Genomic DNA, 23,648 nt, shown 5'->3' on the forward strand with positions numbered 1-23,648 from the left:
CGCCACTAAACGGGGGCTTTTGTGTCTGCTCGGCATGGTTCGATGCGGGCGGGCACGTGCTTGTGCCAGGGCGTACCGGCGTAGGGATCGCGCCAGCGGGTGGCGGTCAGCTCATTGGGCGCCACACCCGGCGCGACGAAGTGGCCACTGTCGTCGGTGTAGTCGAGCCCAAAGCCGTTGGGTAGGGCGGCATGTCCGGCACGCATGGTCTCGGTCACTTCGACGACGGCCTCGGCGGTGCCGGTTGCGGTGGTGATGCGGGCCCGGCATCCGTCGACCAGCCCAAGGTTCTTGGCATCTTCCACACTGACCCGCAGCGCCCCGTCGGCATCACGTTTGCGCCAGGACGGGTCGCGGAAAATATCGTTGGCGGTGTAGGCGCGGCGCTCCCCGACCGACAGCACGATCGGCAATTCCGCGGTGGTCAGCTGGGGCGGCTGGCGGTTCAACCACCTTATCTCCGCCAGCATTTCGGGGATTTCCAGCGCGATCTTGTGATCGGCGTGGCCGATCAGGGCAAAATCGTCCTGGTAGTTGTGCACGGTGAACGTGACACCGGAAGGGCTGTCGATGATCGCATCGAACAACGCGTTGCCGTCGGCATGGCCGGCACGCCGCACCGCCTCGGGGTAGGTCATCGCGGTCTTCTGCGCGAGCCCCCATAGCGCCGCCGCCCCGGCCAGGCCGTCCGGCAGCGTCGGCCCGAGTGTCTCGTAGAGCACATACGGAAGCAGTTTCGCCACAGTAGGATTGGTCGCCACGGCGGCGAAGAACGCGTCGGCATAGGCCTGGCGGCCTTGCTGAGCGGCCGCCCGAAGCGTCCGCAGCTCGGCCTCGTCGAGCACGCCGAGCGCGCGCACCAGCCGCGCCCATATCTCCGGTTCGGGCAGAGTTCCGGGCAATGGTTCCAGCAACGGCCGCCGCAGCTGAAAGCCGTTGTGTGGAAACTCGAAATTGAAGAAGGTAGCTTCCGGCTTCTCGAATTGGGAGGCCGCCGGCAGCACATAGTGAGCCAGCCGGGCGGTTTCGGTCATCGCGACGTCGATGACCACCAACAGTTCCAGCGCCTGGAATGCCTCCCGGCAGGCAGCCGAGTTAGCTAGGGAATGCGCGGGATTGCTGCTTTCGACGATCATGGCACGGAACCGGTCCGGATGGTCGGTCAGGATCTCCTCGGGCACAACGTTTCCCGGCACCAGCCCGCCGATGATCGGAGCGCCGGTAACGGGTGTGCTGCCGGTGACCGTGCTGAGCAGTGGAGCGAACGACGAATGCAGATGCTGGCCGCCCTTTTTCGCGAAGTTGCCGGTGAGAATCCACAGCATCTTGTTCAGATACGAGCACAGCGTGCTGTTGGGTGCCTGCTGGACTCCGAGATCCTCGAACACCGACACGCTGTCGGCGGTGCCGATGCGCCGGGCCACCGCACGCAGCAACTCCTCGTCCACCCCGCACCGCTGCGCGTACTCGGCGACCGGAACCCCGTGCAGCACGGCGCGGACGGTGTCGGCGCCGTTTACATGCTCGGCGAGAAATGCTTCGTCGCAAAGGTCTTCCTGAACCAACACACCGGCCAGGGCGGCCAGACACCAGGCGTCGGCACCGGGTCGCACCCGAAGATGGAAGTCGGCCATCTTGGCGGTGTCGGTGACGACGGGATCGATCACGATCATCGACCGGGCCGGATCCTTGGCGATCTCGTTGAGCACCACCCGGGCCCGCGGGAAGCTCTGCGACATCCATGGATTCTTCCCGACGAACACCGACACCTCGGCATGCTCGAACTCGCCGCGGGTGTGCCCGCCATACAGCTTGGCATCGACCCACGCTTCGCCGGTCTTCTCCTGCGCCAGAGCATTTGACCGGTAGCGCGAGCCCAGGGCTTTCAGAAAGGCGCCGCTGTATGCCCCGCCGAGGTGATTGCCCTGCCCACCACCGCCGTAGTAGAAGATCTTGTCCCCGCCATAGGTGTCGCGGATCCGTTTGAAACCTTCGGCGATCTCGACAATCGCGGTGTCCCAGTCGATCTCCTGATAGCTCCCATCGCGACCTCGGCGCATCGGTGAGGTGAGCCGGCCGCGGCTATTCTGGTAGTGGTCGAGCCGCAGCGCCTTGTTGCAGGTGTAACCCCGCGACGCCGGATGCGCCTTGTCACCGCGGATGCGGGCCAGTTTGCGATCGTCGACCTGCACCACGATGCCGCAATTGCATTCGCACAGGATGCACGCGGTTGGCTGCCAATCAGTGGAGGTCATCGCGGGTTCCTTCCGGCAACTCGGCCAGCAGCAGGTTGTGCAGCTGGCGGTGGACAACGTCGAGGGGCCTCAGGTCGCGGCGCACCCGGGCCAGCAGGATGGCGCCCTCGAGCGCCGACGTCGCCAACACCGCCAGTTCCTCGGCGCGATCCGCCGGGATGCCGTCGCCGACGAAGCGCCGCGCGATCAGCTCGGACCAGCGGTCGAATACCGCCGCCGCGCGCTCGATCACCGGGGCCATCCGGTCCCGCTCGGCCGCCGGGCCCGCTTCCACCGACACCGCCGCGACCGGGCAGCCCGCGCGGAAGTCGCTGGCCAGCAGCTGCTGACGGTACTTGTCGATCAGCGTGTCCAACAGCTCGATGCTCGGCCCGGCCTCGGTGATGATGGCCGAGACATGCTCACCGGCGTAGTCGACCGCTTCACAGAGCAGTTGGGTGCGCCCGCCCGGGAAGTAGTGGTATGCCGAACCCCGCGGCGCGCCGCTGTGCTGCAGGACGTCGGAGATGGCGGTGGCGTGCGCGCCGCGCTCCCTGATCAGCAGCGCAGCGGATGCCACCATCCGATCGCGTGGGCTTGGCATCGTCGCTCCCTAGGTGCTGCACACCGGCTTTATGTATGATGCTATACATAATCGCTCGCGACAAGCCGGCGTCCGTATCCACCCACGAACAGACGCAGAATCGCCCTTTTTGCCGGCAAAAAGGGCGATTCTGCGTCTGCTGCTCGCCGAGCCGTTAGATTTGCCAGTCCTGGGCGCCGTCGTTCTTGTTGTAGATCCCGACGGAGTTCTTCACGACGACCGGGTCCCCGCTGCCGAAATTGTCGTAGAACCACTTCGCGTTGGCCGGGCTGAGGTTGATACAGCCGTGGCTGACGTCACGCTTGCCCTGGTCGGCGACCGACCACGGCGCGCTGTGCACGAAGTTGCCGCTGTTGTCGATCCGGACGGCGTCGGTGACCGTCACCTTGTAGCCCTGCGGCGAGTTCACCGGGACGCCGTACGTCGAGGAATCCATCACCACCGTCGGGAACTTCTCCAGCACGTAGTAGGTGCCGTTCGGGGTCTGGTGATTGCCCGCCGACATCCCCATCGACATCGGGAAGGTCTTCTGCACCACCCCGTTTCGGGTAATCGTCATCTGATGGGTCGCGTCGTCGGCGGTGGCCACCAGCGCGTCGCCGGTACGGAAGCTCGACTTGGTGCCGGCCGCATCGATGTTCACCGCGGTGTTGGCCGGCCAGAAGTCCAGCGGGCGCCAGCGCACCTGGGTCGGGCTCATCCAGTAAAACTTGCCCGGCACCGGCGGGATCGACGAGATGTGAATGGCCCGTTCGGCCATCGCCCGATCGGCGATCGGTACCTGGAAGTTGATGATGATCGGTTTGGCAACACCGACCAATGCGCCGTCGACCGGATTGAACGTCGGCGGCCGGAAAGGCGGTTCGCCGACGAACGGTGTCGGGTCCTGCCCGGCCGGGGCGGGCCCCAACGCCGTCGGGACCGCCAGCGGATCCGGCGGCGGTGCGAGCGCCTCGGGCGCGGGCGGCAGCGCCACCACGTCGGGGGGCGCCACCGCGTCGGGGGGCGCCACCGCGTCGGGCGGCGCCACCGGCGCCGGTTCAGCGGGCGCGACCGCCCCGGGATCGCTGGGCACCTGATCCGGGTCGGCCACGGCCGGCCCGGCGCCCAGCACCACGACCGCAACCGTTGCGGCCGCGATCACAGTGGCCACAAGGCTCCCCGTCCTGCAGGCCCAGGCCCAGCCCTTCGTCCAGCGCGACATCGTGCATCCCTCCGTCACTTCCCGGTCACCAGTGTGGCATAGCGCGCCGGCTCGTCACCCCCTCAGCGACCGCGGCGCGACCGGTCAGCGCCCCGATTCGTCCCGCTGACCTGCAGTGTTAGCTCTCTTGTGACCTCGCCGAGGCGGCCTCGAACAGGTGGCGCATGGTCGCCATGCCCAACAACGCGGCGGCCAGCAAGCCGGCCGACGCGGTGAGCATCATCGCCACACTGCGCTCATACAGCAGCCCGCCCGCCAGCGATCCGGCCATGATGCCCACCTGGAACGCCGTGACGTACAGGCCGGAGGCCCCGTCGGGGTCGTCCACGCCGTTGCGCATCGCCGCGGACTGCAGCATCGGTGACACGGCGGTGGCCATGGCGCCCCACAGAACGATCGCACCGGTGCCGATCAGGGCCGTCGTCGCGGTGCGCTGTCCGCCAAAGGCCAACACGGTCAGCGGGACAAACGCGGCCGTCAGACACGTCATGCACACGATGATGGCCCCCTTGGGCCGGCGGTCCAGCGGTCGCGCCACCAAGGCCACCGCGATCACCCCAGCGATCCCATAGGCAGCCAGCAACCAGGCCTGGTTCGGCCCGCGCACGCCGAGGACATCGCGGATCACCACCACGATGTAGGTGTACGAGACGAAGTGGCCGGTGACGCCGACCATGGTGATCAGGCTCACCACGATCAGCCCTCGATTGCGATGGTGGCGCGCCCGCGGCCCCACATGTTGCAGCTGGTCTGCGCTGAGCACCATCAGCGGCAACGTCAGCCGGGCCGCCACGGCGACCACGGCTGCCGCGACGGTGACGCACACCGCCGCCAGCCGCCAACCCCACATCAGGCTCAGGGCCGCGGTCAGCGGGCTGCCGACCACCAACGCCAGGCTGGTTCCGATGTAGATCGTGGTCGTGGCGCGTCCGCCGTGGCTGGCCGGCACCAGCCGGGTGGCGATCGGGGCGATCACCGACCACAGCAGGCCATGGGTCAGCGCGCACAGCACCCGCCCGGCGGCCAGCACCGCGAACGTGGGAGCCAGCGCCGAGATCAGCTGTGAGGCGGTCAGACAGCCCAGGCTGAGCACCAGGGCGCGGCGTCGCGGCCAATGCGCGGTCCAGCGCACCAGGGGGACCGTGGTCAATGCCGCGACGAACGCATACCAGGACAGCAGGGTGCCCACCAGAACCACGCTGACGTGCAGGTTTCGTGCGATCGCCGACAGCGCGCCCACGGGCAGGATTTCCGCGGTGACGTAGATGAAGGCCGCCGCCGCCAGCACCGCCAGTTGTGCGGCGGTCCGTGGCGTCCACGGTCGCGCGGCGGGGGCGGTGGTTTCGGTTTCGGCAGTCATGGCGTGGGAGGCGGAATCGGCCGGGCAACGCGGGGGATGACGGCACGATCACGCTCCTCTACCGTACGCACCACCCCGACGGCGATCGGGCTCTTTCGCGGTTCAACACGCGGTTGATCAGGAGCGAACGCTGCGTGCGGTGGCCGCCCGAGCTTGCCGTCGGCGTCGACGCCTCCCCCGGCCACCACCCGGGTGACGCAGTGGCTCCGGTCGGACCGGGCCGGACCCGTCGCCGATGCCCGCACCCTCTGCTATACCTCATCAGGGTATCAGCCCGGATTTTGGCGCAGCTGGTTCCGCGTCATACTTGGACGATGCCGCAAGCCGACATCAAACCCCGCAGCCGTGACGTCACCGACGGCCTGGAGAAGGCCGCCGCCCGTGGCATGTTGCGGGCGGTAGGGATGGTCGACGAAGACTTCGCCAAGCCGCAGATCGGGGTCGCGTCGTCGTGGAACGAGATCACGCCCTGCAACCTCTCGCTGGACCGGCTGGCCAAGGCGGTCAAGGAGGGCGTGTTCGCCGCGGGCGGTTATCCGCTGGAATTCGGGACCATCTCGGTCTCCGACGGCATCTCGATGGGTCACGAGGGGATGCATTTCTCCCTGGTGTCCCGCGAGGTCATCGCGGACAGCGTCGAAACCGTGATGCAGGCCGAGCGGCTGGACGGTTCGGTCCTGCTGGCCGGCTGCGACAAGTCGCTGCCCGGCATGCTGATGGCCGCGGCCCGTCTCGACCTGGCGGCGGTGTTCCTGTATGCCGGTTCGATTCTGCCGGGGGTCGCCAAGCTCTCCGACGGCAGCGAGCGCGAGGTCACCATCATCGACGCGTTCGAGGCGGTGGGCGCCTGCGCCCGCGGCTTGATGCCACGCCAAGACGTCGATGCCATCGAACGGGCGATTTGTCCCGGCGAGGGGGCATGCGGCGGCATGTACACCGCCAACACCATGGCCAGCGCCGCCGAGGCGCTGGGCATGTCGTTGCCGGGCAGCGCGGCGCCGCCGGCCACCGACCGCCGCCGGGACGGGCTCGCGCGTCGCAGCGGCCAGGCCGTCGTCGACCTGCTGCGCCGCGGCATCACGGCCCGCGACATCCTCACCAAGGAAGCGTTCGACAACGCGATCGCGGTGGTGATGGCCTTCGGCGGCTCGACCAACGCGGTGTTGCACCTGCTGGCCATCGCCCACGAGGCCGGCGTCGCACTGTCGCTCGACGACTTCACCCGGATCGGCTCGCGGGTGCCGCATCTGGCCGACGTCAAACCGTTTGGCCGCCACGTGATGTCCCACGTCGACCGCATCGGCGGCGTCCCGGTGGTGATGAAGGCACTGTTGAACGCCGGCCTGTTGCACGGGGATTGCCTGACGGTGACCGGGCAGACGGTGGCACAGAACCTGGCCGACCTCGCCCCACCCGACCCAGACGGCAAGGTGCTGCGCGCGCTGAACAACCCGATCCACCCGACCGGTGGGATCACCATCCTGCGCGGCTCGCTGGCGCCCGACGGCGCGGTGGTCAAATCGGCCGGCTTCGACTCCGAGGTGTTCGAAGGCACCGCAAGGGTTTTCGACGGCGAGCGGGCCGCGCTGGATGCGCTCGAGGACGGCACCATCGCCGCCGGCGACGCGGTGGTAATCCGCTATGAGGGCCCCAAGGGCGGACCCGGGATGCGGGAAATGCTCGCCATCACCGGTGCGATCAAGGGTGCCGGACTGGGCAAGGACGTGCTGCTGCTCACCGACGGTCGCTTCTCCGGCGGCACGACCGGCCTGTGCGTGGGCCACATCGCACCGGAAGCCGTCGACGGCGGACCCATCGCGTTCCTGTGCAACGGCGATCGGATCCGTCTCGACGTGGCCGGTCGCACTCTTGACGTGCTGGCGGATCCGGCTGAATTCGAGTCTCGGCGAAAAGATTTCGCCCCTCCACCGCCGCGTTACAAATCCGGCGTGCTGGCCAAGTACGTCAAACTCGTCGGCTCGGCCTCGACCGGGGCGGTCTGCGGCTAGCCGGAAGCTAGCCGCATCCCTGGCCCGGTCCAGCGACCAAGGGTGTCCGAATTCGGTTATGGCTTTGCGGACTTCGCAATTATGAGCGGGTAGCCGCTGCGCGCGTACGCATCCCGAAGTAGGTAGCGGTCAGGCCCATGCCAGCCACCACCAACCCCGCGATGATGTGCGACCACATCATGCCGGCGGTCACCGTCACTCCTCGCAGAATCCACGGCGAGAAGATGAGCCAGACACCGAGCACCGGCAGCGTCCAGGTCATGCCGTGCGTGCGGTCCAGCGCCGACGCGAACCCGTACGCCAGGTACGCGACCGCGATCCCGACGATCACGTCGCACCAGGTAAGCCGGCTCGTGGCGTGGAAGCCAACGATCCACGGTGACGCGGCCACATACAGGCCAGCCAGCAGGGTCAGGCCGAAGGTGACATACGCGCTCATCGACTCGGCGGCACGCTCAAAACTCGCCCGCAGAGCCAACAAATCGGGGTGCTGTTCAATTGATGAATGGACTGTGCTCATTTTGCAACCTTTCTGTTATGCGGCAAGCGGTTTAAGCTCTCGATAACCCATCCATCTGTTCCCAGATTACGCTCGCTCAGCGGACGCCAGCAACGACGAGCGGGCCGGCAGCCACCGGGTGCTCCAGGCCGTTCTCAGGGGCTTTTGACAGGTCTTCCGGCGTGCCGCGGCCGGGATCTCGCCGGGCGACGACGGGCAGGTCCAAGCCCGCGGGCACGGGCGGCCGTGATCGCCTGGGCGAACGCCCGCAAAGCCCCGATGCCGACGCGCGGCGACGTCCTCCCGGCCCGGGCCGCCGCGCCACGCCGACGTGCCCCGATCGGAATTCCGACACCCCAGCCCGGGTTCCCCTCATATACCCGTATGGGGTATAGTCGAGGTGCAAGTGACCGCCGGGACTTCGGTCCCCGATCAGGAGGGTGATACCAATGGCAACACATGCGGCCGGAACCGTGCTGACCTGCGGCCACGAAGGCTGCGGGTGTCGTGTCCGTATCGAAGTCCCCTGCAACTGCGCTGGCGCCGGCCAGCCCTACCGCTGCACCTGCGGCGACGAGCTGACGCCTGTCCAATAACCGTGACAGGCCGGTCGTGCGCTCGGGCCCCCGGCGCCTCACCGCCCGAACGCACGGCCGGACAGTTGGACTCGGGCCGCCAACTTCATCGCCGCCGCCGAAGCGGCCACCGCCACCGTGTAGTCTCCGGGCGCGATGCGCCAACAGCCGGCCACCCCGTCGTAGCGGGCCAGCAGTCGCGGCTCCGCCGTGATCGTCACGCGGGTGCCCTGACCGACGTCGAGGTCGACCCGTTCGAAGCCCAGCAGCCGCAACAGCGGCTTACCCAGCGCGCCAGTCAGATACAGCTGCGCAACGTCGGCCCCCCGGCGGTCGCCGGTGTTGACGACATGGAAGCTGACCGTGACGGTGTCGCCGCCCGTCGCGACCAGGTCGCGGTATTCGAACCTGGTGTACGACAAGCCGTGGCCGAACGCGAACATCGGGTGCTGGCCCGTCCGTGCGAACCACCGGTAGCCGACGTCGGCTCCTTCAAAGTAGTGGATCGTGGTCGGTGTCCCCCACCCGGCGGCGGGGTCGGGCAACTCCGGGCGCGGCGTCTGAGCAAGATCGACCGGGAATGTGATCGGTAGCCGGCCCGAGGGATTCACCTGGCCGGTCACAATTTCCGCAATGGCCCGCCCACCCGCCTGGCCGGGATACCAAGCCTGCAGGACGGCGTTCACCGCGTCTCGCCAGGGCATGGTCACCGGGTTGCCGGTCTCGAGCACCACGACGGTGTGCGGGTTGGCGGCCCCGACGGCCGCGATCAGCGCATCCTGACCCCACGGCAGCGACAGGTCGACGCCGTCGCAGCCCTCGCCCTCTGCCCGGACCGCGAACACGATGGCGACGTCGGCGCGGCGCGCCACCCGCGCCGCCTCCGCCGGGCTGACGCCGGGGTCGAACTCGACACGCGCCCGGGGCAGCAGCGTTTTCAGCTCTGCAAGCGGGCTCGACGGCACGAGGTAGAGCTTGCGCAACCCTGATTCCAGGCCCGACCCACCGATCGGGATCACTGCCGCATAGCCGCCCGGGGGCGTGACGGCGCTCGAACCGTAGCCCGCCGGCACACCCAGCTGCGCATGGCCGCCGATGACGGCGATGCGCGCGGCCGAGTCGGGCGCCAGCGGCAGCAACCCTCGGTTTTGCAGCAGCACGATTCCTTGCCGGGCGATCTGCAACGCAATCTCGTTGTGCGCGGCCATATCCGGTGCGGGAGCGGGTTCCCACCGGTCGATTCCGACGGCGTACATCGACCGCAGGATCCGGCGAACCATGTCCGACAACCGCTCTGCGGGCAGCCTGCCGTCGCGGTGGGCGGCGCGCAGCTGGCCGGTGAACGCCTCCGACTGCCACAGCAGGGCATCGATCTGCGCACCGCACTCTTGGTCGAGACCGCTCAGCGCGCACTCCCAGCCCGGTGTCGCGCCCCAATCGGACATGACCCAGCCGCGATACGCCCAGGCGCCTTTGAGGATGTCGGTGATCAGCGCCGGGTTTGCCGCGGCGTAGTCGCCGTTGACCTTGTTGTAGGCCGCCATCACGGCGCCCGGCCGGGCCCGTTCGATGGCGATCTCGAAGGCCAGCAAGTCGGATTCGCGATGCGCGTCGGGGTCGATGACCGCGTCCAGCCAGTGCCGATTGGTTTCGTTGCAGTTCAGCGAGTAGTGCTTGGTCGTCGAGATGACGCCCTGTCGCTGTATGCCGATGATCGACTCCGCGGCCATGGTGGCGCTCAACAGTGGATCCTCGGAAAGGTATTCGAAGTTGCGGCCGTTGCGCGGGTCGCGCGCGAGATTCATCGCGCCCGCGAGCACGACGTTGAACCCGCGGCTGCGCGCCTCCCGACCGATCACCTCACCCGCGGCCCGGGCGAGCCCCGGAGCGAAGCTGGCGGCCAGCGCCAACCCGGCCGGCAGCGCCGTGGCGGTATCGCCGGGGCGGTATCCGGGGTTGGTGACGCCGAGGCCGGCATCGCTCATCAACAACGCCGGGACCCCGAGCCGGGGAATTCCGGGCACGTACCCGGCACTCATCGGAACGCCCGGCGGGATTCGGTCATCGCGCACGGGCCACAGTTCGCCGGCCCCCATCACGGCGACGAGCAGCGAAAACCGCTCGTCGTCGGTCATCTGGGCCTCGACCTCGCGGGCACGGACGTCGGCGGCTACCTCGTCCACCGCACCCCCTCCTTGGCGTAGACGACCCGCAGCAGGTGACCAAGTTCTGGTCCCATCACCAGCTCCGCCAGCGTGCACAGCGTCGCCGCAAACTCTGGTCCGTGCGGCGGCGGCACCCGGCACAGGTGATGCGCCACCTCGTGCAGCACCACCAGCTCGCGCATCGCCCAGCCGGCGCCGTCCCGGCCGGGAACGGCGATAATGCCCGCGCCGTCGTGGTTTTCGTAGTGCGCCGCGGTGGCCGCCCGCCGCGCCCGCACGTGCGGCGCCGTCACCGCCGGCCAGCGCCGCCGCACGGCCGGCAACGCGAGCACCTCGTCCACATAGCGCTGGACGGATGCCACCGACCCGAACCGTCCTTCCGGTGGCAGCGTCAGCTGGGTGCCGAAGAACTCCACACTGGGCGAGCCATGGTCGGCAGCGCGGTCAAACAGTGTCCGCACGAATTCCTCGGCCGCGTAAACCCTGGCCCGCTGGAAATCCCGGCTGGACAGATACTGGGCATCCGCCCGGGTCACCGGCCCAGCGCGGCCCGTGCCCCGGGCAGCTCGGGGCTTGTGCCGAGGCGTGCTCGCCGCCCAGCGCGATCACCCGCGCGCCGAGCCGCCTCCGAGTACCCGGCCGTGGCGCTGCTGGCTCGCCAGCTACCGCGCGCCTTGGACGCGGTGCGGTAGTAGTCGCGCAGCTCGATCTCCTTGTCCCGCAGCGCGACAGCGGTGCCCGGTGCCCGGGCACGGTCCTCGGTGATCTCCCGCCGGGCCTGTTCTCGGGCCTCGGCCAGGCGCTGACCGACGCGGGCGCCGAACGCCAGCTGGAAGTTGAGCCGGGCGGTGATCGTCGGCGTCGGTCGGTGCGCGCCCGTAGCCAGGTAGGCGTCCGACGCCCGTACCATCTGGACCACCAGGCTGGCGTACAGCGCATGGGTCGCATCGATGTCCTCGGCGAACCCGTAGGCATAGACGAACGTCGAATTCGACGCCACATCGCAGCGCACGTCGTTGGCCGCCGCGATGACCACGAACAGCTGCACGTAGGTCCGCAGCCCGCGGGTGCCCGCGGTCCCGATGGTGATGGTGCGCTGCGTGGGCGCCTGCGCCGCCGACCGGGTGACAGCGTGCGCGCGGGCCACCGCCAGGTCGATGGATGCCGCCGTGGCCAACCGTTGTGCGGCGCTCATGAACGCGTCGGCCTCGTGGGGATTATCGGTGCCTTCGGCCTGGCGCAGCAGGGCGGCGATGCGCGCTAGCGTCTTGTCGTCGGTCATGGCGCCAAACTACTGCAGCCCTACGACAAGCCTTCGCGATTCACAGCCGCTTGCAGATCCAGGAGACCACATCGTCAAGCACCTGGCCGCGCTCCGGCTCGTTGAATACCTCGTGGTACAGCCCGGGATATTCGGTCAATTCGACGTCGGTGGACCCCACGCATTCGACCAGCCGACGGCTGCCCTCGATGGGGATCAGCCGGTCAGCGGTGCCGTGCACCACCAGCAGCGGAGCCGTCAACGCCGGGGCCCGCCGCGGCATGGTCTCACCGACCTGCAGCAGCGCACGGCCGATCCCGGCCGGAACCCGTCCGTGATAGACCAGCGGATCGGCGTTGTAGGCCTGCACGACCGCGGGGTCGCGCGAGATCGCGTCGAAGTCGAGTTGCTGCACCGGCAGGCCGGGCAGAACCACCCCCAGAACCTTGGCGGCCAGCGCCACCACCGCCGGCACCAGATCCTGCGCCGCCACCGCCGGCGCGGACAGCACCATCAGGTCGTAGTTGTCCGGGCGTTCGACACCGTAGGCGAACACGATCCCGCCGCCCATGCTGTGCCCGAGCACCACGCGCTGGCATCCGGGGTTCTCCCGGGTGGCGATGCCGACCAGGGTGTCTAAGTCAGCGGTGAATTCGGTGATGTCGCGCACCCACACCCGCTTGCCGCCGGAGCGGCCGTGGCCGCGGTGGTCAAGCGCGTAGGTGACCAACCCGGCCTCGCCGAACCGCCGCGTCACGTGGTCGTAGCGGCGGGCGTGCTCCCCGAGGCCGTGGGCCAGCACGACCACGGCTCGCGGCGGGGTGTCCGGAGTCCACACGTCGTACACGATGCGCACATCGCCGACGCCGGTGAAATGTCGTTCGGTGCGGGTAGTCATCACGTGGCAGCGTAATGGCTCCTGCGGCCGCCCCGTCAGCGGCGCTGCGTAGGCTCGGTCTCGTGAGTGTGCTCGCCGACAACTCCGAGCGCGAGCCCGCCGGCGCCCGGGGTGGAGATTTCTCCGCCCGTGCCGAGCCCTACCGGCGTGAGCTGCTCGCGCACTGCTACCGAATGACCGGGTCGCTGCACGACGCCGAGGATCTCGTGCAGGAGACGCTGCTGCGGGCCTGGAAATCCTACGACCGCTTCGAGGGCAAGTCCTCGCTGCGGACCTGGCTGCACCGCATCGCCACCAACACCTGCCTGAGCGCGCTGGAAGGCCGCCAGCGCCGGCCGTTGCCGACCGGGCTGGGGGCACCCAGCTCGGATCCGACCGCGGACCTGGAGGAACGCGCCGAGCTGCCCTGGCTGCAGCCGCTGCCGGAGCTTACCGACCATCCGGCCGATCCTTCGGTCATCGTCGGGTCGCGGGAATCGGTGCGGTTGGCGTTCGTGGCCGCGCTGCAGCACCTGTCGCCGCGACAGCGGGCGGTGCTGCTGTTGCGAGATGTGCTGCAATGGAAATCCGCCGAGGTGGCCGACGCGATTGGCGCGTCCACCATCGCCGTCAACAGCCTGCTGCAGCGGGCCCGGTCCCAGCTTCAGGCCGTCCGGCCCAGCGCCGAGGACCGGCTGGTCGCCCCGGAGTCGCCCGAGGCGCAGGACTTGCTGGCGCGCTACATCGCGGCGTTTGAGACCTATGACATCGATCGGCTGGTGGAGCTATTCACCGCGGAGGCGATCTGGGAGATGCCCCCGTACGTGGGCTGGTATCAGGGCCCGCAGGCCATCATCACCCTGATTCACCAGCAGTGTCCCGCGCAATCCCCCGGCGACCTGCGTCTGCTGCCGTTGATCGCCAACGGCCAGCCCGCCGCGGCCATGTACCTGCGTTCCGGCGATCTGCACCTGCCGTTTCAGTTGCATGTGCTGGACATGAGCGCCGACCGGGTGTCGCATGTGGTGGCGTTTCTGGATGGAACCTTGTTCCCGAGATTCGGCCTGCCGGCTTCGCTGTGACACGCTGAGCGCATGCCCGCTGAGATCAGGCGCGCGGCCGACCGGGCCGTCACCACGACCTCCTGGCTGACATCCCGGCACTCGTTCTCGTTCGGCGACCACTACGATCCGGACAACACCCACCACGGGTTGCTGCTGGTCAACAACGACGACATCGTTAAGCCCGCAGCAGGGTTCGCCACACACCCACACCGGGACATGGAGATCGTCACCTGGGTGCTGAGCGGCGCACTGACACACCGAGATTCGGCCGGCAATCGTGGCATCATCTATCCCGGCCTGGCCCAACGGATGTCGGCCGGCAGCGGAATCCTGCATTCGGAGAAGAACGATTCCGCTACGGAGCCGGTGCATTTCGTGCAGATGTGGGTAGTCCCCGATGAGACCGCCATCCCCCCGAGCTACCAGCAACACCACATTGACGACGAGCTGTTGACCGCCGGCCTGGTCACCATCGCCTCGGGCATCCCCGGGCACGACGCCGCCATCACCGTGCACAACCGGGCCGCCGCGCTGCACGGTGCGCGGCTGTCACGCGGGGCCTCCGTCGGCTTGCCCGCCGCCCCGTACCTTCACCTGTTCGTTCCGCGCGGCCGGCTCACCCTGGAAGGGGTCGGCGAGCTGTGCGGGGGGGACGCGGTACGGTTCACCGACACCGACGGCCCGCGGCTGACGGCCGACGAGCCATCGGAGGTGCTGCTTTGGGAGATGCACGCACAGCTGGGTGGATCAGCACCATAGAGTGGCCACGACAGATTGGAGCCCGCATGTCTCAATCACCGCCGCGGCACGCGGTGCCGAACCCTAAGCGGAACATCAAAGCGATTCGGACCGTGAGGTTTTGGACGGCGCCGCTGGCCATCACGGTGGCGCTGATGTCCGCGCTGGCCGCGCTCTACCTGGGCGGCATCTTGAACCCCATCACCAACCTGCGACACTTCCCCATCGCCGTGGTGAACCAGGATGCCGGGCCCGCGGGCAAGCAGATCGTCGAGGGTCTGGTCGCCGGATTCGACGGCGCCGGATTGGACGGGGACAAGTTCGACATCCGGGTGGTATCCCGCGATGAGGCCAAGCGGCTGCTCGACAGGGCCCAGGTGTACGGCCAACTGGTGATACCGCCGACCTTTTCGTCGAGCCTGCGGGAGTTCGGGGCGAGCGCGCTGGCGTCCACCCGGGCGGAGCGGCCGACGATCACGATCGCCACCAACCCACGGGCGGGCACGCTGGGCGCCAGCATCGCAGGCCAGACCCTGACTCAGGCCATGGCCGTGGTGAATAGCAAAGTGGGCGAAAGGCTTTCAGCGGAGGTGACAGCACAGGCCGGCGGAGCCCCGTTGACCGGGGCGGCGACGCTGGGGCTGGCCAGTCCGATCGACGTCAAGGCAACGGTGTACAACCCGCTGCCCAACGGCACCGGCAACGGGCTGTCGGCCTTTTACTACGCGCTCCTCCTGCTGCTGGCCGGGTTTACCGGCAGCATCGTGGTCAGCACGCTGGTGGACTCGATGCTGGGCTACGTGCCGGCCGAGTTCGGCCCGGTGTACCGCTTTGCCGAGCAGGTCAACATCTCGCGATTCCGCACCCTGTTGGTCAAGTGGGGGATGATGGTGGTGCTGGCGCTGCTCACGTCGGCCGTCTACCTGGCGATAGCCCACGGTCTCGGCATGCCCATCCCGAACGGCTGGCAGGTGTGGCTCTACGGGGTGTTCGCGATTGTCGCGGTGGGTGTCACGTCGAGCTCGCTGATCGCGGTGCTGGGATCCATGGGCCTGCTGGTCAGCCTGCTGATCTTCGTGATCCTGGGGTTGCCCTCGGCGGGCGCCACCGTACCGCTGGAAGCGGTACCACCGTTCTTTCGCTGGCTGGCCAAGTTCGAGCCAATGCACCAGGTGTTTCTGGGCGTCCGCTCGCTGCTGTATCTCAACGCTCACCCGGACGCTGGCCTATCCCAGGCATTGACGATGACGTCGGTCGGCCTGGTCATCGGGTTGCTGCTGGGCGGGATCGGCACGCGGCTCTACGATCGCAAGGGATTTCACCGGATACCGGGTGCCGTCGAGATGGCGATCGCCGTGGAACACCAAGCGCAATACCAGGCGCGCGAGCGGGCGCGCGCCAGCACGCCGGCAGCCGAGAGCGAAAGGTCAAGCGAGCAAACGTAATTCCGGCGCGCCCAAACCGTCACGGACCTGTTACTTAAGTTGACAGTGTGACTGATGTGACTAATGCTGGGTTGGTTGCATTCGTGTCTCGGCCGAAAGGGCTACCGTGCAGACACCATCCGCCGGCCTGCGCCGACTGACGGCTTGGTGCGCTGCCCTGGGTGTGTGCGTCACGTTCGCGAGCACCACGGGTCAGCCGGTTGCCCGGGCCGCTGACGGGCGCGAGATGCTCGAGCACGCCATCGCCAACACCCGGGGTTCGTACCTGGTGTACAACTTCGGCTCCGGGCATCCCATGCCGCTGCTCAACGGCGGTGGCGGCTGGTACGAGATGAACAACGGCGGCCATCTGATGATCGTCAAGAATGCGTCCCAACGGCTGCAACCGCACCTGCTGGTCGACACCCACACCGGCGACCAGGCTCGCTGCGAGAACAATCCGGGGGCGCGTACCGCCGAAGGGCTATGGCAAGCATCCGAGATCTACCCGCCGCTGCGGGCCTGGCAGCGGATGGGACAACCGACGATCGCGATCAACGCCAACTTCTTCGACGTGCGCGGGCAAAAGGGCGGTAGCTGGCGGTCGACCGGCTGCAGCTCCCCGCTGGGCACCTTTGTGGACAACACCCACGGCCAGGGCCGCGCCAACCAGGCGGTCACCGGCACCGTCGCCTATCCCGGCAAGCAAGGCCTGTCGGGTGGAAACGAGACCTGGACCTCGTTGACCACGATGATCATTCCCGTCGGCGGCGCGCCATATGTGCTGCGCCCCAAGGGCAGAGAAGACTACGACATCGCCACCCCGGTGATCCAGGACTTGCTCAACAAGAATGCGAGGTTCGTCGCGGTGGCCGGGATCGGGCTGTTATCGCCCGGCAACACCGCACAACTTCATGACGGTGGTCCCAGCGCGGCGCGCACGGCGCTGGCCTACGCCAAGCAGAAGGACGAGATGTACGTCTTCGAAGGCGGCAACTACACCCCCGACAACATCCAGGACCTGTTCCGCGGTCTGGGCAGCGACACGGCGATCCTGCTGGACGGCGGCGGGTCGTCGGCGATTGTGCTGCGCCGGGACACCGGGGGCATGTGGGCCGGTGCGGGTTCGCCGAAGGGATCCTGCGACACCCGTCAGGTCCTCTGCGACTCCCACGAGCGTGCGCTGCCCAGCTGGCTCGCATTCAACTGAGCGCGGTCAACTGGTCAGCGCCTGCGGCGTGGTGCGATCGGCCGGGCCGAACCCGAAGATCAGCATGCTCACCGAGATCACGGCCGCGGACAGCACGAACACCGGCGCCACGGTGACCCGCGACATGGTCGCGCCGAGTACCGCGCCGCTGCACATCGCCAGGACGACGCCGTAGCGCAGCAGTTCATTGCGGCCGGTGCCGCCGGCAAGCCTGCTCTCCACGCCCAGGGCCACGATCGTCGAGGTCAGCACGGTGGTGCTGAGCTCTTGGATGCCGAATTCCCGAGCGGTGGCGTTCTGCAGTCCGAACGTCACCGCTAGCCCGCCGATCAGAACGAGCTTGGTGTTGTCGTGATAGCGCAACACGCCGGTGCCGGCCAGCATCGACAACACCACCAGCATCGACACCTCGAATCCCAGCGCCGCGGTGATCCAGCGGCGTGGGCGGCGACCGAGCGTGCGGGTCAGCCGGCCACCGACGATGGTGCCGGTGACAAACCCGACAAAGGCCACGACGGCCGCGGTCAGGTCGACGCCCGACCACGGGACGAACCAGAAACCCAGGAAGATCACGTTTCCTGTCATGTTGGCGACGAAGACGTGCCCCAGCACCAGCACGCTGATCGCGTCGGCCAAGCCGGTGGCGAAGGTCAGCAGCAGCAGCGCGGCGATCGTCAGCCGGTGATACACCGGTGAGCTCACGGCCATGGGGTGTCCTTCGGCGGTCCGGCGCCGGGCGCGCTACCGGCGCGGCGTCAAATCCAGCGAGGTGATCGTCGTCATCCGGGTGACCATCCAGCGGGCATGGTCACGCTTCATGATCAGCCGGTAGGACAGGTACTTCAACGCCGGGATGTTCTTGGTGAGCGGGCTGGTGGTGGTGGTGTTCGTGTACACGATGGCGATGGCGTTGGGGCCATCCAGCGATTCCACCGCGACGCCGGTGACCTCGGTGTTGTTGGTGATTTGGGCTTGCTTGTTGGGCGCCACGATGGAGTCAACGAACTTGCGGTACTGGGCGCCGAAGTCGCCGCTGAGGTAGGTCGCCGCGCGATCGGCCAGGCTATCCATGTTCTCCGGGGTGTAGGTCCACAACGTGGTGATCGCATTGGCCGCGGTCCGCGCGACTTTCAGCTTGATTGCGACGACGGCGCGATCGGCCAGGTACGGCTGCACGGTGGCACCCGCGAACGCCGCAGAACCCACAAACAGCGACGCGGCAACCAGCACGGCAGCCGCGGCCAGCCGAGTGCCGCCCGGTCGTTTGGCGGCAGCGCCGCGCTCGGAACCCGCGCCCGCGGCCGGGTCGACACCCTGGGAGGTCTCGGTGTCGCGGGCATCGTCATCGGCGCCCTCGTCCGGCTGCCCGGGGTCGGTCTCGCCGGCTGCATCCGACCGCGCAGCATCGGCGGCGGCGGCCGCCGCGTCCGCGGCGTCCACCTCCGTCTCGTCACACCGGGTCTCGCCGGTCAAATCACCTGCAGCAGGTTGCTGATCTTCCACTGATTCCCTTCCTGCTTGGCCGTGGCGGCCCATCGGTTGGTGTTCTCGAACACCTGCTTTCCGTCGGGCGACTTGGAGGTGACTTCGGTAGCCACCAACACGTTGGCGCTGCCATCGTCGTTCCACCGCTCCATCCCCGCGTCCAGGACGGTGCCGGTGGCCGGTTCGGCTTGCGCGACCTGGAGGAGGATCTCGTTGGACTTCTCGCGGTATTGCTGGGCGAAATCGCCGGTCGCTTGGGCCAATATCCGCTCGACGTAGTCGTTGGCGTGGTAGGGATCAACGGACGTGAACTGTGCCATAAACCATTTCACGTAGTCGACCACCACGTGGTCCTTCCGTGCGGCGTGCTCGCGCGAGGTGTGCGCGACGAGCATCAGGCTCGATGCCGTGATCGCCGCCACCATGACCACCGCCGCGACGGCGGCAACAACCGGTAAACCCCACCGCCGCCGCGCCGGTAGTGGGGGCGCGACGAGCAGTCGTCCTTCGCCCGGTGCAAACCTGCGACGGGGACTCATGGGGCATTCCCGGGCGGTTTCGGTTTCGTCAGCACCGTGAGATCGTCAACGCGCCAATGGTTGTCCCGGTCCTTGGCGAAACTCACCCGCACGGTCGCACTGATGTAGCGCACGTCGGGCAGCGCGCCTCGCCGGCCCTGCATGAACAACAGCATGGTCGCCCGATCCGGTGTCGCGGACTGGATCGAGCTCGCCGACACCCAATACTCGTGGAGCACGGGGTGTCCCTTGGCCACCGTGTCCTGTTGGGCGGCCAGTTGGCTGCGATATTTGTCGGTCGTCAACGACTGCGCGCGAGCGAAGTCCTCGCGCAACGTTTTTGGGTCGTACGTCAGCATTTGTGCGACGATTTTCGGCCCCTGCGCCGCGATCTCGTCACGGGTTCGGTCACTGGCCCTGTCCGTGGAGTACACCGCCGCATAGCTCACGCCGGCACCGGCAAGGCACATCCCGGAGGCGGTGAGCAACGCCACCGCCGTCCACCGCCGGGCGTGGGGCAACCGCCCGTCTGGCGCCACGCGCCGCACCTGGGTGCGCAGCAACATGTCGGCGAAGGTGCGACGTTCGGAATCCCACAGCGGCCACAGCCATCCCACCAGCACCGCGGCGGTATCCAGCAGGTGAGCCAGGTCTCGAAGCAGCAGCCCCCATGGGCCGAGGGCCGCACCATCGCCCCGGGTGACCACGATTCCGCAGAGACCCCGTCCCAAACTCCAGCCGGTGATGGGCGGCAACAGCAGCCGGTTGGCCGACATTGCCAGCACGACAAACCCGAGCACGCCAACGCATACCCACCACCACACGCCGCCCGCCGGCACGGTGAACGAGACCAGTGCCAGGGTCACCACCACCGCGACACCCGGCAGGACGTCGACGGCGAACGCAGCGGCACGCACATGCCAAGGGGCCAAGGGTTTCTCGGACGAGTCTTGGACGGGCTCGGTGGTCTGGTTGTCCTCGACCACCACCGTCACTTCGTCACCTGGTCGAGTTTGGAAATCTTGTACTGGCCTTCCACGGGTGCCATCCGCACGCGCAGGCGGTAGCCCGTTTCCTGATTTTGCGCTTGGTCGTTGGACACCCGCACGCGAAGCGCCACCAGCACTTCGACCGAACCGTCGGGGTTGTTGCGCTCGACCGCTGCCCGCATGTCGGACACCTGCACGTGGACGTTCGCCGCCTGATAGGCCTGAACGAGCATGCTGCTATACAACACCGCCTGGGAGCGGTATTGGTCGGTGCCGCAGTCGATGATCTTCTGCTCGCTGGCGGCCATGGCGGTGGTGTCCGGGGCCTGGGTGGCGGCGACACAGTCCTTTGCCGCCTGCAGCGCCGCCGCGTCGTTGCGCGCGATAGCTTGGCCTTGCTGGTTGGACCGCAGCGCAAGGTAGCCGCCGGTCCCGATGCCAGCCGCGGCGAGTACCAGCGCGGCGCAGATTCCGACCAGCCAGCCGCGACGTAGCCGCGGCGGGCGACGCTCGACAGCCGTCCGCGCGGCGACATCGCCGACTTCCGATCCCGATTCCTCGACACCCTCCACGCCGGCTTCCTCGGTGCTGTCCTGGTCGGCTCCGACTTCGGATTCCGACGAATCCTCGGTCGTCACCTCGGTGCTGTCCTGGTCGGCTCCGACCTCGGATTCCGACGAATCCTCGGTCGTCACCTCGGTGCTCAACGAATCATCCGCGTCGATGGGGTTCAGCCGACTGGCGCCAGCATCTCCTTCCATCCGTCGTCTCCTGTTTTGGTCGAGTTTTCGACGGAGTATCTCACCCCGTCGGGCCCTACCAGTTCGCCGCTCTGGGGACTGTACACCGCCGTGGGAGGCCCGCCCGGGGTGTAGACGCACGGGTTGGGCTGCTGTCCGTTGCACTGCACGCTACCCGTGCCGGGTCGCTGCAGCGGGTCGCTCACCGGGGGTGGCGTCCCGCCCGGGGGCAGCCTGTCGGCAGGCACCGGGTTTAAGCCGTTGTTTACCGACGGCGCCGGGATCACCAGGCCCGGCTTCACCGGCTGATCGCAGCGCGCCGCGGGTGCCGGGCAGGTCAGCAGCTGGTTCGGATCCCCGTACCACGGGTTGGTGCCCAAGGGTTCGTACGGTTTCGGGTCCCGGCACTCCCGCGGCGTCGCCGCCCGCTTACCGGGGACATCAACGCAGGGAATGTTGCGCGACCCGCGCACGCTATTGGCCGGCGTGTCCTGCGGAATCTTGCAATACGTCCCCTTCGGCAACGGTTGCAAGCTGGTGTCGGCAAAAGAGCGCCACTCCGATGCCGGGATGAACCCGGTCAGACAGGGCGGCGGCTGGTTGATCGCCACCGCCATGTCGAGCGCGGCCATGTTCGGGAAGGGCGCGGCCACCGTCTGCACGATGGAAGCGCCCTGCGGCAGGAACACCAGCACCTGCTCAACGCCCTTGTTGTAGCGCTTGAGCATGTCGATCACGACCTCAAGATTCGCTAGCGTCTGTGGCAGCGAATCTTGCACGTCGGTAAAGACCTCGTGGACCTGATCGGCGGTGGGAGCGGCCTGGGACAGAATGCTCTTCAGATGCTGATCCTGTTGCGCGGTCTGCGCGGCCAACATGTTGAGGTTGTGCGCCCAACGCTCGATGGCGCTCCCCGAGTTGACCTGACTGTCCAGGATGGGCCCGGAGTGCTGGATGATGTCGTTGATGTCGTTGATCTGGTTGCGGAAGTCTCCGACGATCGCCTGAGTGGCGTCGACCAGCCGTTGCAGCGCGGGACCGAGGCCGCCGACCGCTTGCGCGGTCTCGTCGAGCAACACCGGGATCTTCTCTTTCGGCAAGACCGCGAGCCCGCGGTTGGACGTGTCCAGGGCGGGCCCGATCTCACTGGGCACCGTGCCCTTGGTGATGATCTGTCCGGGCGAGAAGAACTTCCCGGGATTACCAGTTGACACCAGGTCCAGATACTGCTCGCCGACCGCCGACACCGAGTGCACGTTGGCCGTCGCATCGATCGGGATCTTGTAGCGGGTGTCGATGCTCATCGTTGCCTGGGCGCCGGTCGCGGTCGGCTCGACGTCGGTGACCTTGCCGATGGTGATCCCGCGATACGTCACGTTGGCCGTGGGATAAAGGCCGCCGGATGCGGGCAGGTTGGCCTTGAGCGTGTACCGACCGACACCCACCAGCGCCGGAATCTGCAGGTAGTACACGCCCAGCACCAGCAGCGAGATCACCGTGAGGGTGCCGAACAGCACCAACTGGCGTTTGATGAAGGGAGTCAGCAATTCCTATCGCCCCTTTCCACCAGCGGCCCGCCGGGCGCATCGTTCGGGTTCGGTGTGTAGCGGACGTCGGGGATCATCGTCTCGGGGTCGCGGCCAAACGACTGCTCGAGCGCGCGCAGGGCTCCGGAAAAGCCGGTACCGGTCAGCACCGCGTTGTCCATGGCACTGAAGGTCACGTCAAGGACCGCCGACACGTTTTGGTAGTCACCGCGGAAGAGCTTCGGCACGGCGTCGATGTCGAACGGTTGGGTGAGGATCAGCTTCAGCGCGCCGATCAGATACTGCGAGCCCCGGCTGAGTTCCTTCAACGGACACTGCAGCGCTTGCAGGTCGGTGTGCAGCCCGCTGCGCGCCTCCGCGAGGTACTGGCCGGCGACCTGGGAAAGCTGTCCTATCGCGTCCACCGCGTTGATAAGCAGCTGGCGTGTGTCGGCGAAGTGCTTGATTAGAGGCGGGAAGTCGGTGAGCACTCGATCCAGCACATCCGCGCGGGCGCCCACATAGGTCAGCAGTCGGTTGGTGGAGTCGATCGCGTGGGTGATGTCATCGCGTTGCTGGTTGAGCTGGTCGGTGAAGGTGTCCAGCCGGGTGAGGAAACCCCGGATCTGGTCGCCCCGTTTATAGAAGATGTTGTAGATCTCGTTTTGCAGCACCTCCAAGTTCGCGATACCGCCTCCGCGCAAAATCATCGAGATGCTGGCCAACGTCTGCTCGGTGGTGGGATAGGCCGACGAGTTCTTCAGCGGTATGGTGTCGCCGTTCCTGAGCGGCTCCCGCGACGGGTTGGGTGGTGACGCCAGCTCCACATGCTGCGAGCCCAGCAGACTGGTTTGTCCAATCTTGGCGGTGGCGTTCTTCGGAAGCTTGACGCCCTTGTCGATGCCCAGCGTCAGGGTTGCTATCCAGTTCTTCAAATGGATGCCGCGGATCGAGCCCACGGGGACGTCGGCAACCATCACCTTGCTGTTGCCGTTAATGGCCAGGGTGTCCGGCACCTGCACATAGATGGTGTAGGCGCCCTTCCCGCTGCCCGGACCCCCGGGGATGGACACGTTGGAGATTCCGCGCCAGCCACACGAGCTCAGCATCATCGTGGCGATCAGCAGCACCACTGCCTGCCAGCCCCGGTGGCGTAACACCCTGAG

Annotated in this window: 21 protein-coding genes and 1 pseudogene; 6 read left to right on the plus strand and 16 right to left on the minus strand. The window is 67.6% G+C overall.

Annotated features, from left to right (window positions below; all coding sequences use genetic code 11):
* Positions 1 to 5 precede the first annotated feature (5 nt).
* The 4 genes from G6N20_RS16215 to G6N20_RS16230 all read right to left on the minus strand — a co-directional run bounded on the left by G6N20_RS16215 (position 6) and on the right by G6N20_RS16230 (position 5,402).
* Complete coding sequence (locus G6N20_RS16215) at positions 6 to 2,255, minus strand: molybdopterin-dependent oxidoreductase (protein WP_083045786.1); 2,250 nt, start codon at positions 2,253 to 2,255, stop codon at positions 6 to 8.
* Positions 2,242 to 2,838, minus strand: coding sequence for a TetR/AcrR family transcriptional regulator (locus G6N20_RS16220; protein ID WP_083045787.1), 597 nt, complete (start codon positions 2,836 to 2,838; stop codon positions 2,242 to 2,244). The genes G6N20_RS16215 and G6N20_RS16220 overlap by 14 nt, the downstream gene beginning before the upstream one ends.
* Before the next feature lie 154 nt (positions 2,839 to 2,992).
* Positions 2,993 to 4,042 carry a L,D-transpeptidase gene (locus tag G6N20_RS16225; RefSeq protein ID WP_083045788.1) on the minus strand — a complete coding sequence of 350 codons (1,050 nt, stop codon included), beginning with the start codon at positions 4,040 to 4,042 and terminating at the stop codon, positions 2,993 to 2,995.
* A 118-nt stretch (positions 4,043 to 4,160) separates the two neighbouring features.
* Positions 4,161 to 5,402, minus strand: coding sequence for an MFS transporter (locus G6N20_RS16230; RefSeq protein WP_083045789.1), 1,242 nt, complete (start codon positions 5,400 to 5,402; stop codon positions 4,161 to 4,163).
* 314 nt (positions 5,403 to 5,716) lie between these two features.
* Between G6N20_RS16230 and ilvD the strand changes: the two genes are divergently transcribed.
* Positions 5,717 to 7,411: a dihydroxy-acid dehydratase gene (ilvD, locus tag G6N20_RS16235; protein ID WP_083045790.1), complete on the plus strand. Its 1,695-nt coding sequence runs from the start codon at positions 5,717 to 5,719 to the stop codon at positions 7,409 to 7,411.
* 79 nt (positions 7,412 to 7,490) lie between these two features.
* Here the strand turns inward: ilvD and G6N20_RS16240 are convergent, their stop codons facing one another.
* Positions 7,491 to 7,931 carry an SPW repeat protein gene (locus tag G6N20_RS16240; RefSeq protein ID WP_083045791.1) on the minus strand — a complete coding sequence of 147 codons (441 nt, stop codon included), beginning with the start codon at positions 7,929 to 7,931 and terminating at the stop codon, positions 7,491 to 7,493.
* Between the two features lie 428 nt (positions 7,932 to 8,359).
* On the opposite strand from G6N20_RS16240, the gene mymT reads away from it, so the two are divergent.
* On the plus strand, positions 8,360 to 8,506 hold the full coding sequence (mymT, locus tag G6N20_RS16245; RefSeq protein ID WP_083045792.1) for a copper-binding metallothionein MymT: 147 nt from the start codon (positions 8,360 to 8,362) through the stop codon (positions 8,504 to 8,506).
* Between the two features lie 38 nt (positions 8,507 to 8,544).
* On the opposite strand, the gene G6N20_RS16250 is transcribed toward mymT, so the two are convergent.
* Genes G6N20_RS16250 through G6N20_RS16265 form a run of 4 tightly spaced genes read right to left on the minus strand, consistent with a single transcriptional unit; the run spans position 8,545 to position 12,809 of the window.
* Positions 8,545 to 10,620 (minus strand): beta-glucosidase, encoded by a 2,076-nt coding sequence (locus G6N20_RS16250; RefSeq protein ID WP_083045834.1) that lies wholly within the window; start codon positions 10,618 to 10,620, stop codon positions 8,545 to 8,547.
* A 35-nt stretch (positions 10,621 to 10,655) separates the two neighbouring features.
* Positions 10,656 to 11,162 carry a TIGR04338 family metallohydrolase gene (locus G6N20_RS16255; RefSeq protein WP_179961564.1) on the minus strand — a complete coding sequence of 169 codons (507 nt, stop codon included), beginning with the start codon at positions 11,160 to 11,162 and terminating at the stop codon, positions 10,656 to 10,658.
* A 20-nt stretch (positions 11,163 to 11,182) separates the two neighbouring features.
* Positions 11,183 to 11,932, minus strand: a complete 750-nt coding sequence (locus tag G6N20_RS16260; RefSeq protein WP_083045794.1) for a DUF2786 domain-containing protein — start codon at positions 11,930 to 11,932, stop codon at positions 11,183 to 11,185.
* Positions 11,933 to 11,972: 40 nt separating this feature from the next.
* Positions 11,973 to 12,809, minus strand: a complete 837-nt coding sequence (locus tag G6N20_RS16265) for an alpha/beta hydrolase (RefSeq protein WP_083045795.1) — start codon at positions 12,807 to 12,809, stop codon at positions 11,973 to 11,975.
* On the opposite strand from G6N20_RS16265, the pseudogene G6N20_RS16270 reads away from it, so the two are divergent.
* The 4 genes and pseudogenes from G6N20_RS16270 (at position 12,760) to G6N20_RS16285 (ending at position 17,224) form a co-directional block, all read left to right on the plus strand.
* Positions 12,760 to 13,870, plus strand: a pseudogene (locus G6N20_RS16270) (sigma-70 family RNA polymerase sigma factor). The gene G6N20_RS16265 and the pseudogene G6N20_RS16270 sit on opposite strands and share 50 nt — an antisense overlap.
* A gap of 12 nt (positions 13,871 to 13,882) precedes the next feature.
* Positions 13,883 to 14,611 carry a pirin family protein gene (locus G6N20_RS16275; RefSeq protein WP_083045797.1) on the plus strand — a complete coding sequence of 243 codons (729 nt, stop codon included), beginning with the start codon at positions 13,883 to 13,885 and terminating at the stop codon, positions 14,609 to 14,611.
* Positions 14,612 to 14,637: 26 nt separating this feature from the next.
* Positions 14,638 to 16,035 carry a YhgE/Pip domain-containing protein gene (locus tag G6N20_RS16280; protein WP_083045798.1) on the plus strand — a complete coding sequence of 466 codons (1,398 nt, stop codon included), beginning with the start codon at positions 14,638 to 14,640 and terminating at the stop codon, positions 16,033 to 16,035.
* Positions 16,036 to 16,114: 79 nt separating this feature from the next.
* Positions 16,115 to 17,224: a phosphodiester glycosidase family protein gene (locus G6N20_RS16285; RefSeq protein WP_142271804.1), complete on the plus strand. Its 1,110-nt coding sequence runs from the start codon at positions 16,115 to 16,117 to the stop codon at positions 17,222 to 17,224.
* A 6-nt stretch (positions 17,225 to 17,230) separates the two neighbouring features.
* On the opposite strand, the gene G6N20_RS16290 is transcribed toward G6N20_RS16285, so the two are convergent.
* From G6N20_RS16290 to G6N20_RS16320, 7 genes are read right to left on the minus strand one after another with little or no spacing between them, the layout of a single operon-like run.
* Positions 17,231 to 17,932 (minus strand): YoaK family protein, encoded by a 702-nt coding sequence (locus tag G6N20_RS16290; RefSeq protein ID WP_083045800.1) that lies wholly within the window; start codon positions 17,930 to 17,932, stop codon positions 17,231 to 17,233.
* 33 nt (positions 17,933 to 17,965) lie between these two features.
* Positions 17,966 to 18,727: a mammalian cell entry protein gene (locus tag G6N20_RS16295; RefSeq protein ID WP_083045801.1), complete on the minus strand. Its 762-nt coding sequence runs from the start codon at positions 18,725 to 18,727 to the stop codon at positions 17,966 to 17,968.
* Positions 18,694 to 19,248 carry a mammalian cell entry protein gene (locus G6N20_RS16300; protein WP_083045802.1) on the minus strand — a complete coding sequence of 185 codons (555 nt, stop codon included), beginning with the start codon at positions 19,246 to 19,248 and terminating at the stop codon, positions 18,694 to 18,696. Before G6N20_RS16300 ends, G6N20_RS16295 begins: the two co-directional genes overlap by 34 nt.
* On the minus strand, positions 19,245 to 20,222 hold the full coding sequence (locus G6N20_RS16305; RefSeq protein ID WP_083045803.1) for an RDD family protein: 978 nt from the start codon (positions 20,220 to 20,222) through the stop codon (positions 19,245 to 19,247). The genes G6N20_RS16300 and G6N20_RS16305 overlap by 4 nt, the downstream gene beginning before the upstream one ends.
* On the minus strand, positions 20,219 to 20,977 hold the full coding sequence (locus G6N20_RS16310) for an Mce protein (protein ID WP_083045804.1): 759 nt from the start codon (positions 20,975 to 20,977) through the stop codon (positions 20,219 to 20,221). The genes G6N20_RS16305 and G6N20_RS16310 overlap by 4 nt, the downstream gene beginning before the upstream one ends.
* On the minus strand, positions 20,947 to 22,503 hold the full coding sequence (locus tag G6N20_RS16315) for a virulence factor Mce family protein (protein WP_083045805.1): 1,557 nt from the start codon (positions 22,501 to 22,503) through the stop codon (positions 20,947 to 20,949). Before G6N20_RS16315 ends, G6N20_RS16310 begins: the two co-directional genes overlap by 31 nt.
* Positions 22,497 to 23,594, minus strand: coding sequence for a virulence factor Mce family protein (locus tag G6N20_RS16320; protein WP_142271811.1), 1,098 nt, complete (start codon positions 23,592 to 23,594; stop codon positions 22,497 to 22,499). The genes G6N20_RS16315 and G6N20_RS16320 overlap by 7 nt, the downstream gene beginning before the upstream one ends.
* Between the last annotated feature and the right edge of the window lie 54 nt (positions 23,595 to 23,648).

The organism is Mycobacterium shinjukuense (assembly GCF_010730055.1).
GTDB classification, from domain to species: domain Bacteria; phylum Actinomycetota; class Actinomycetes; order Mycobacteriales; family Mycobacteriaceae; genus Mycobacterium; species Mycobacterium shinjukuense.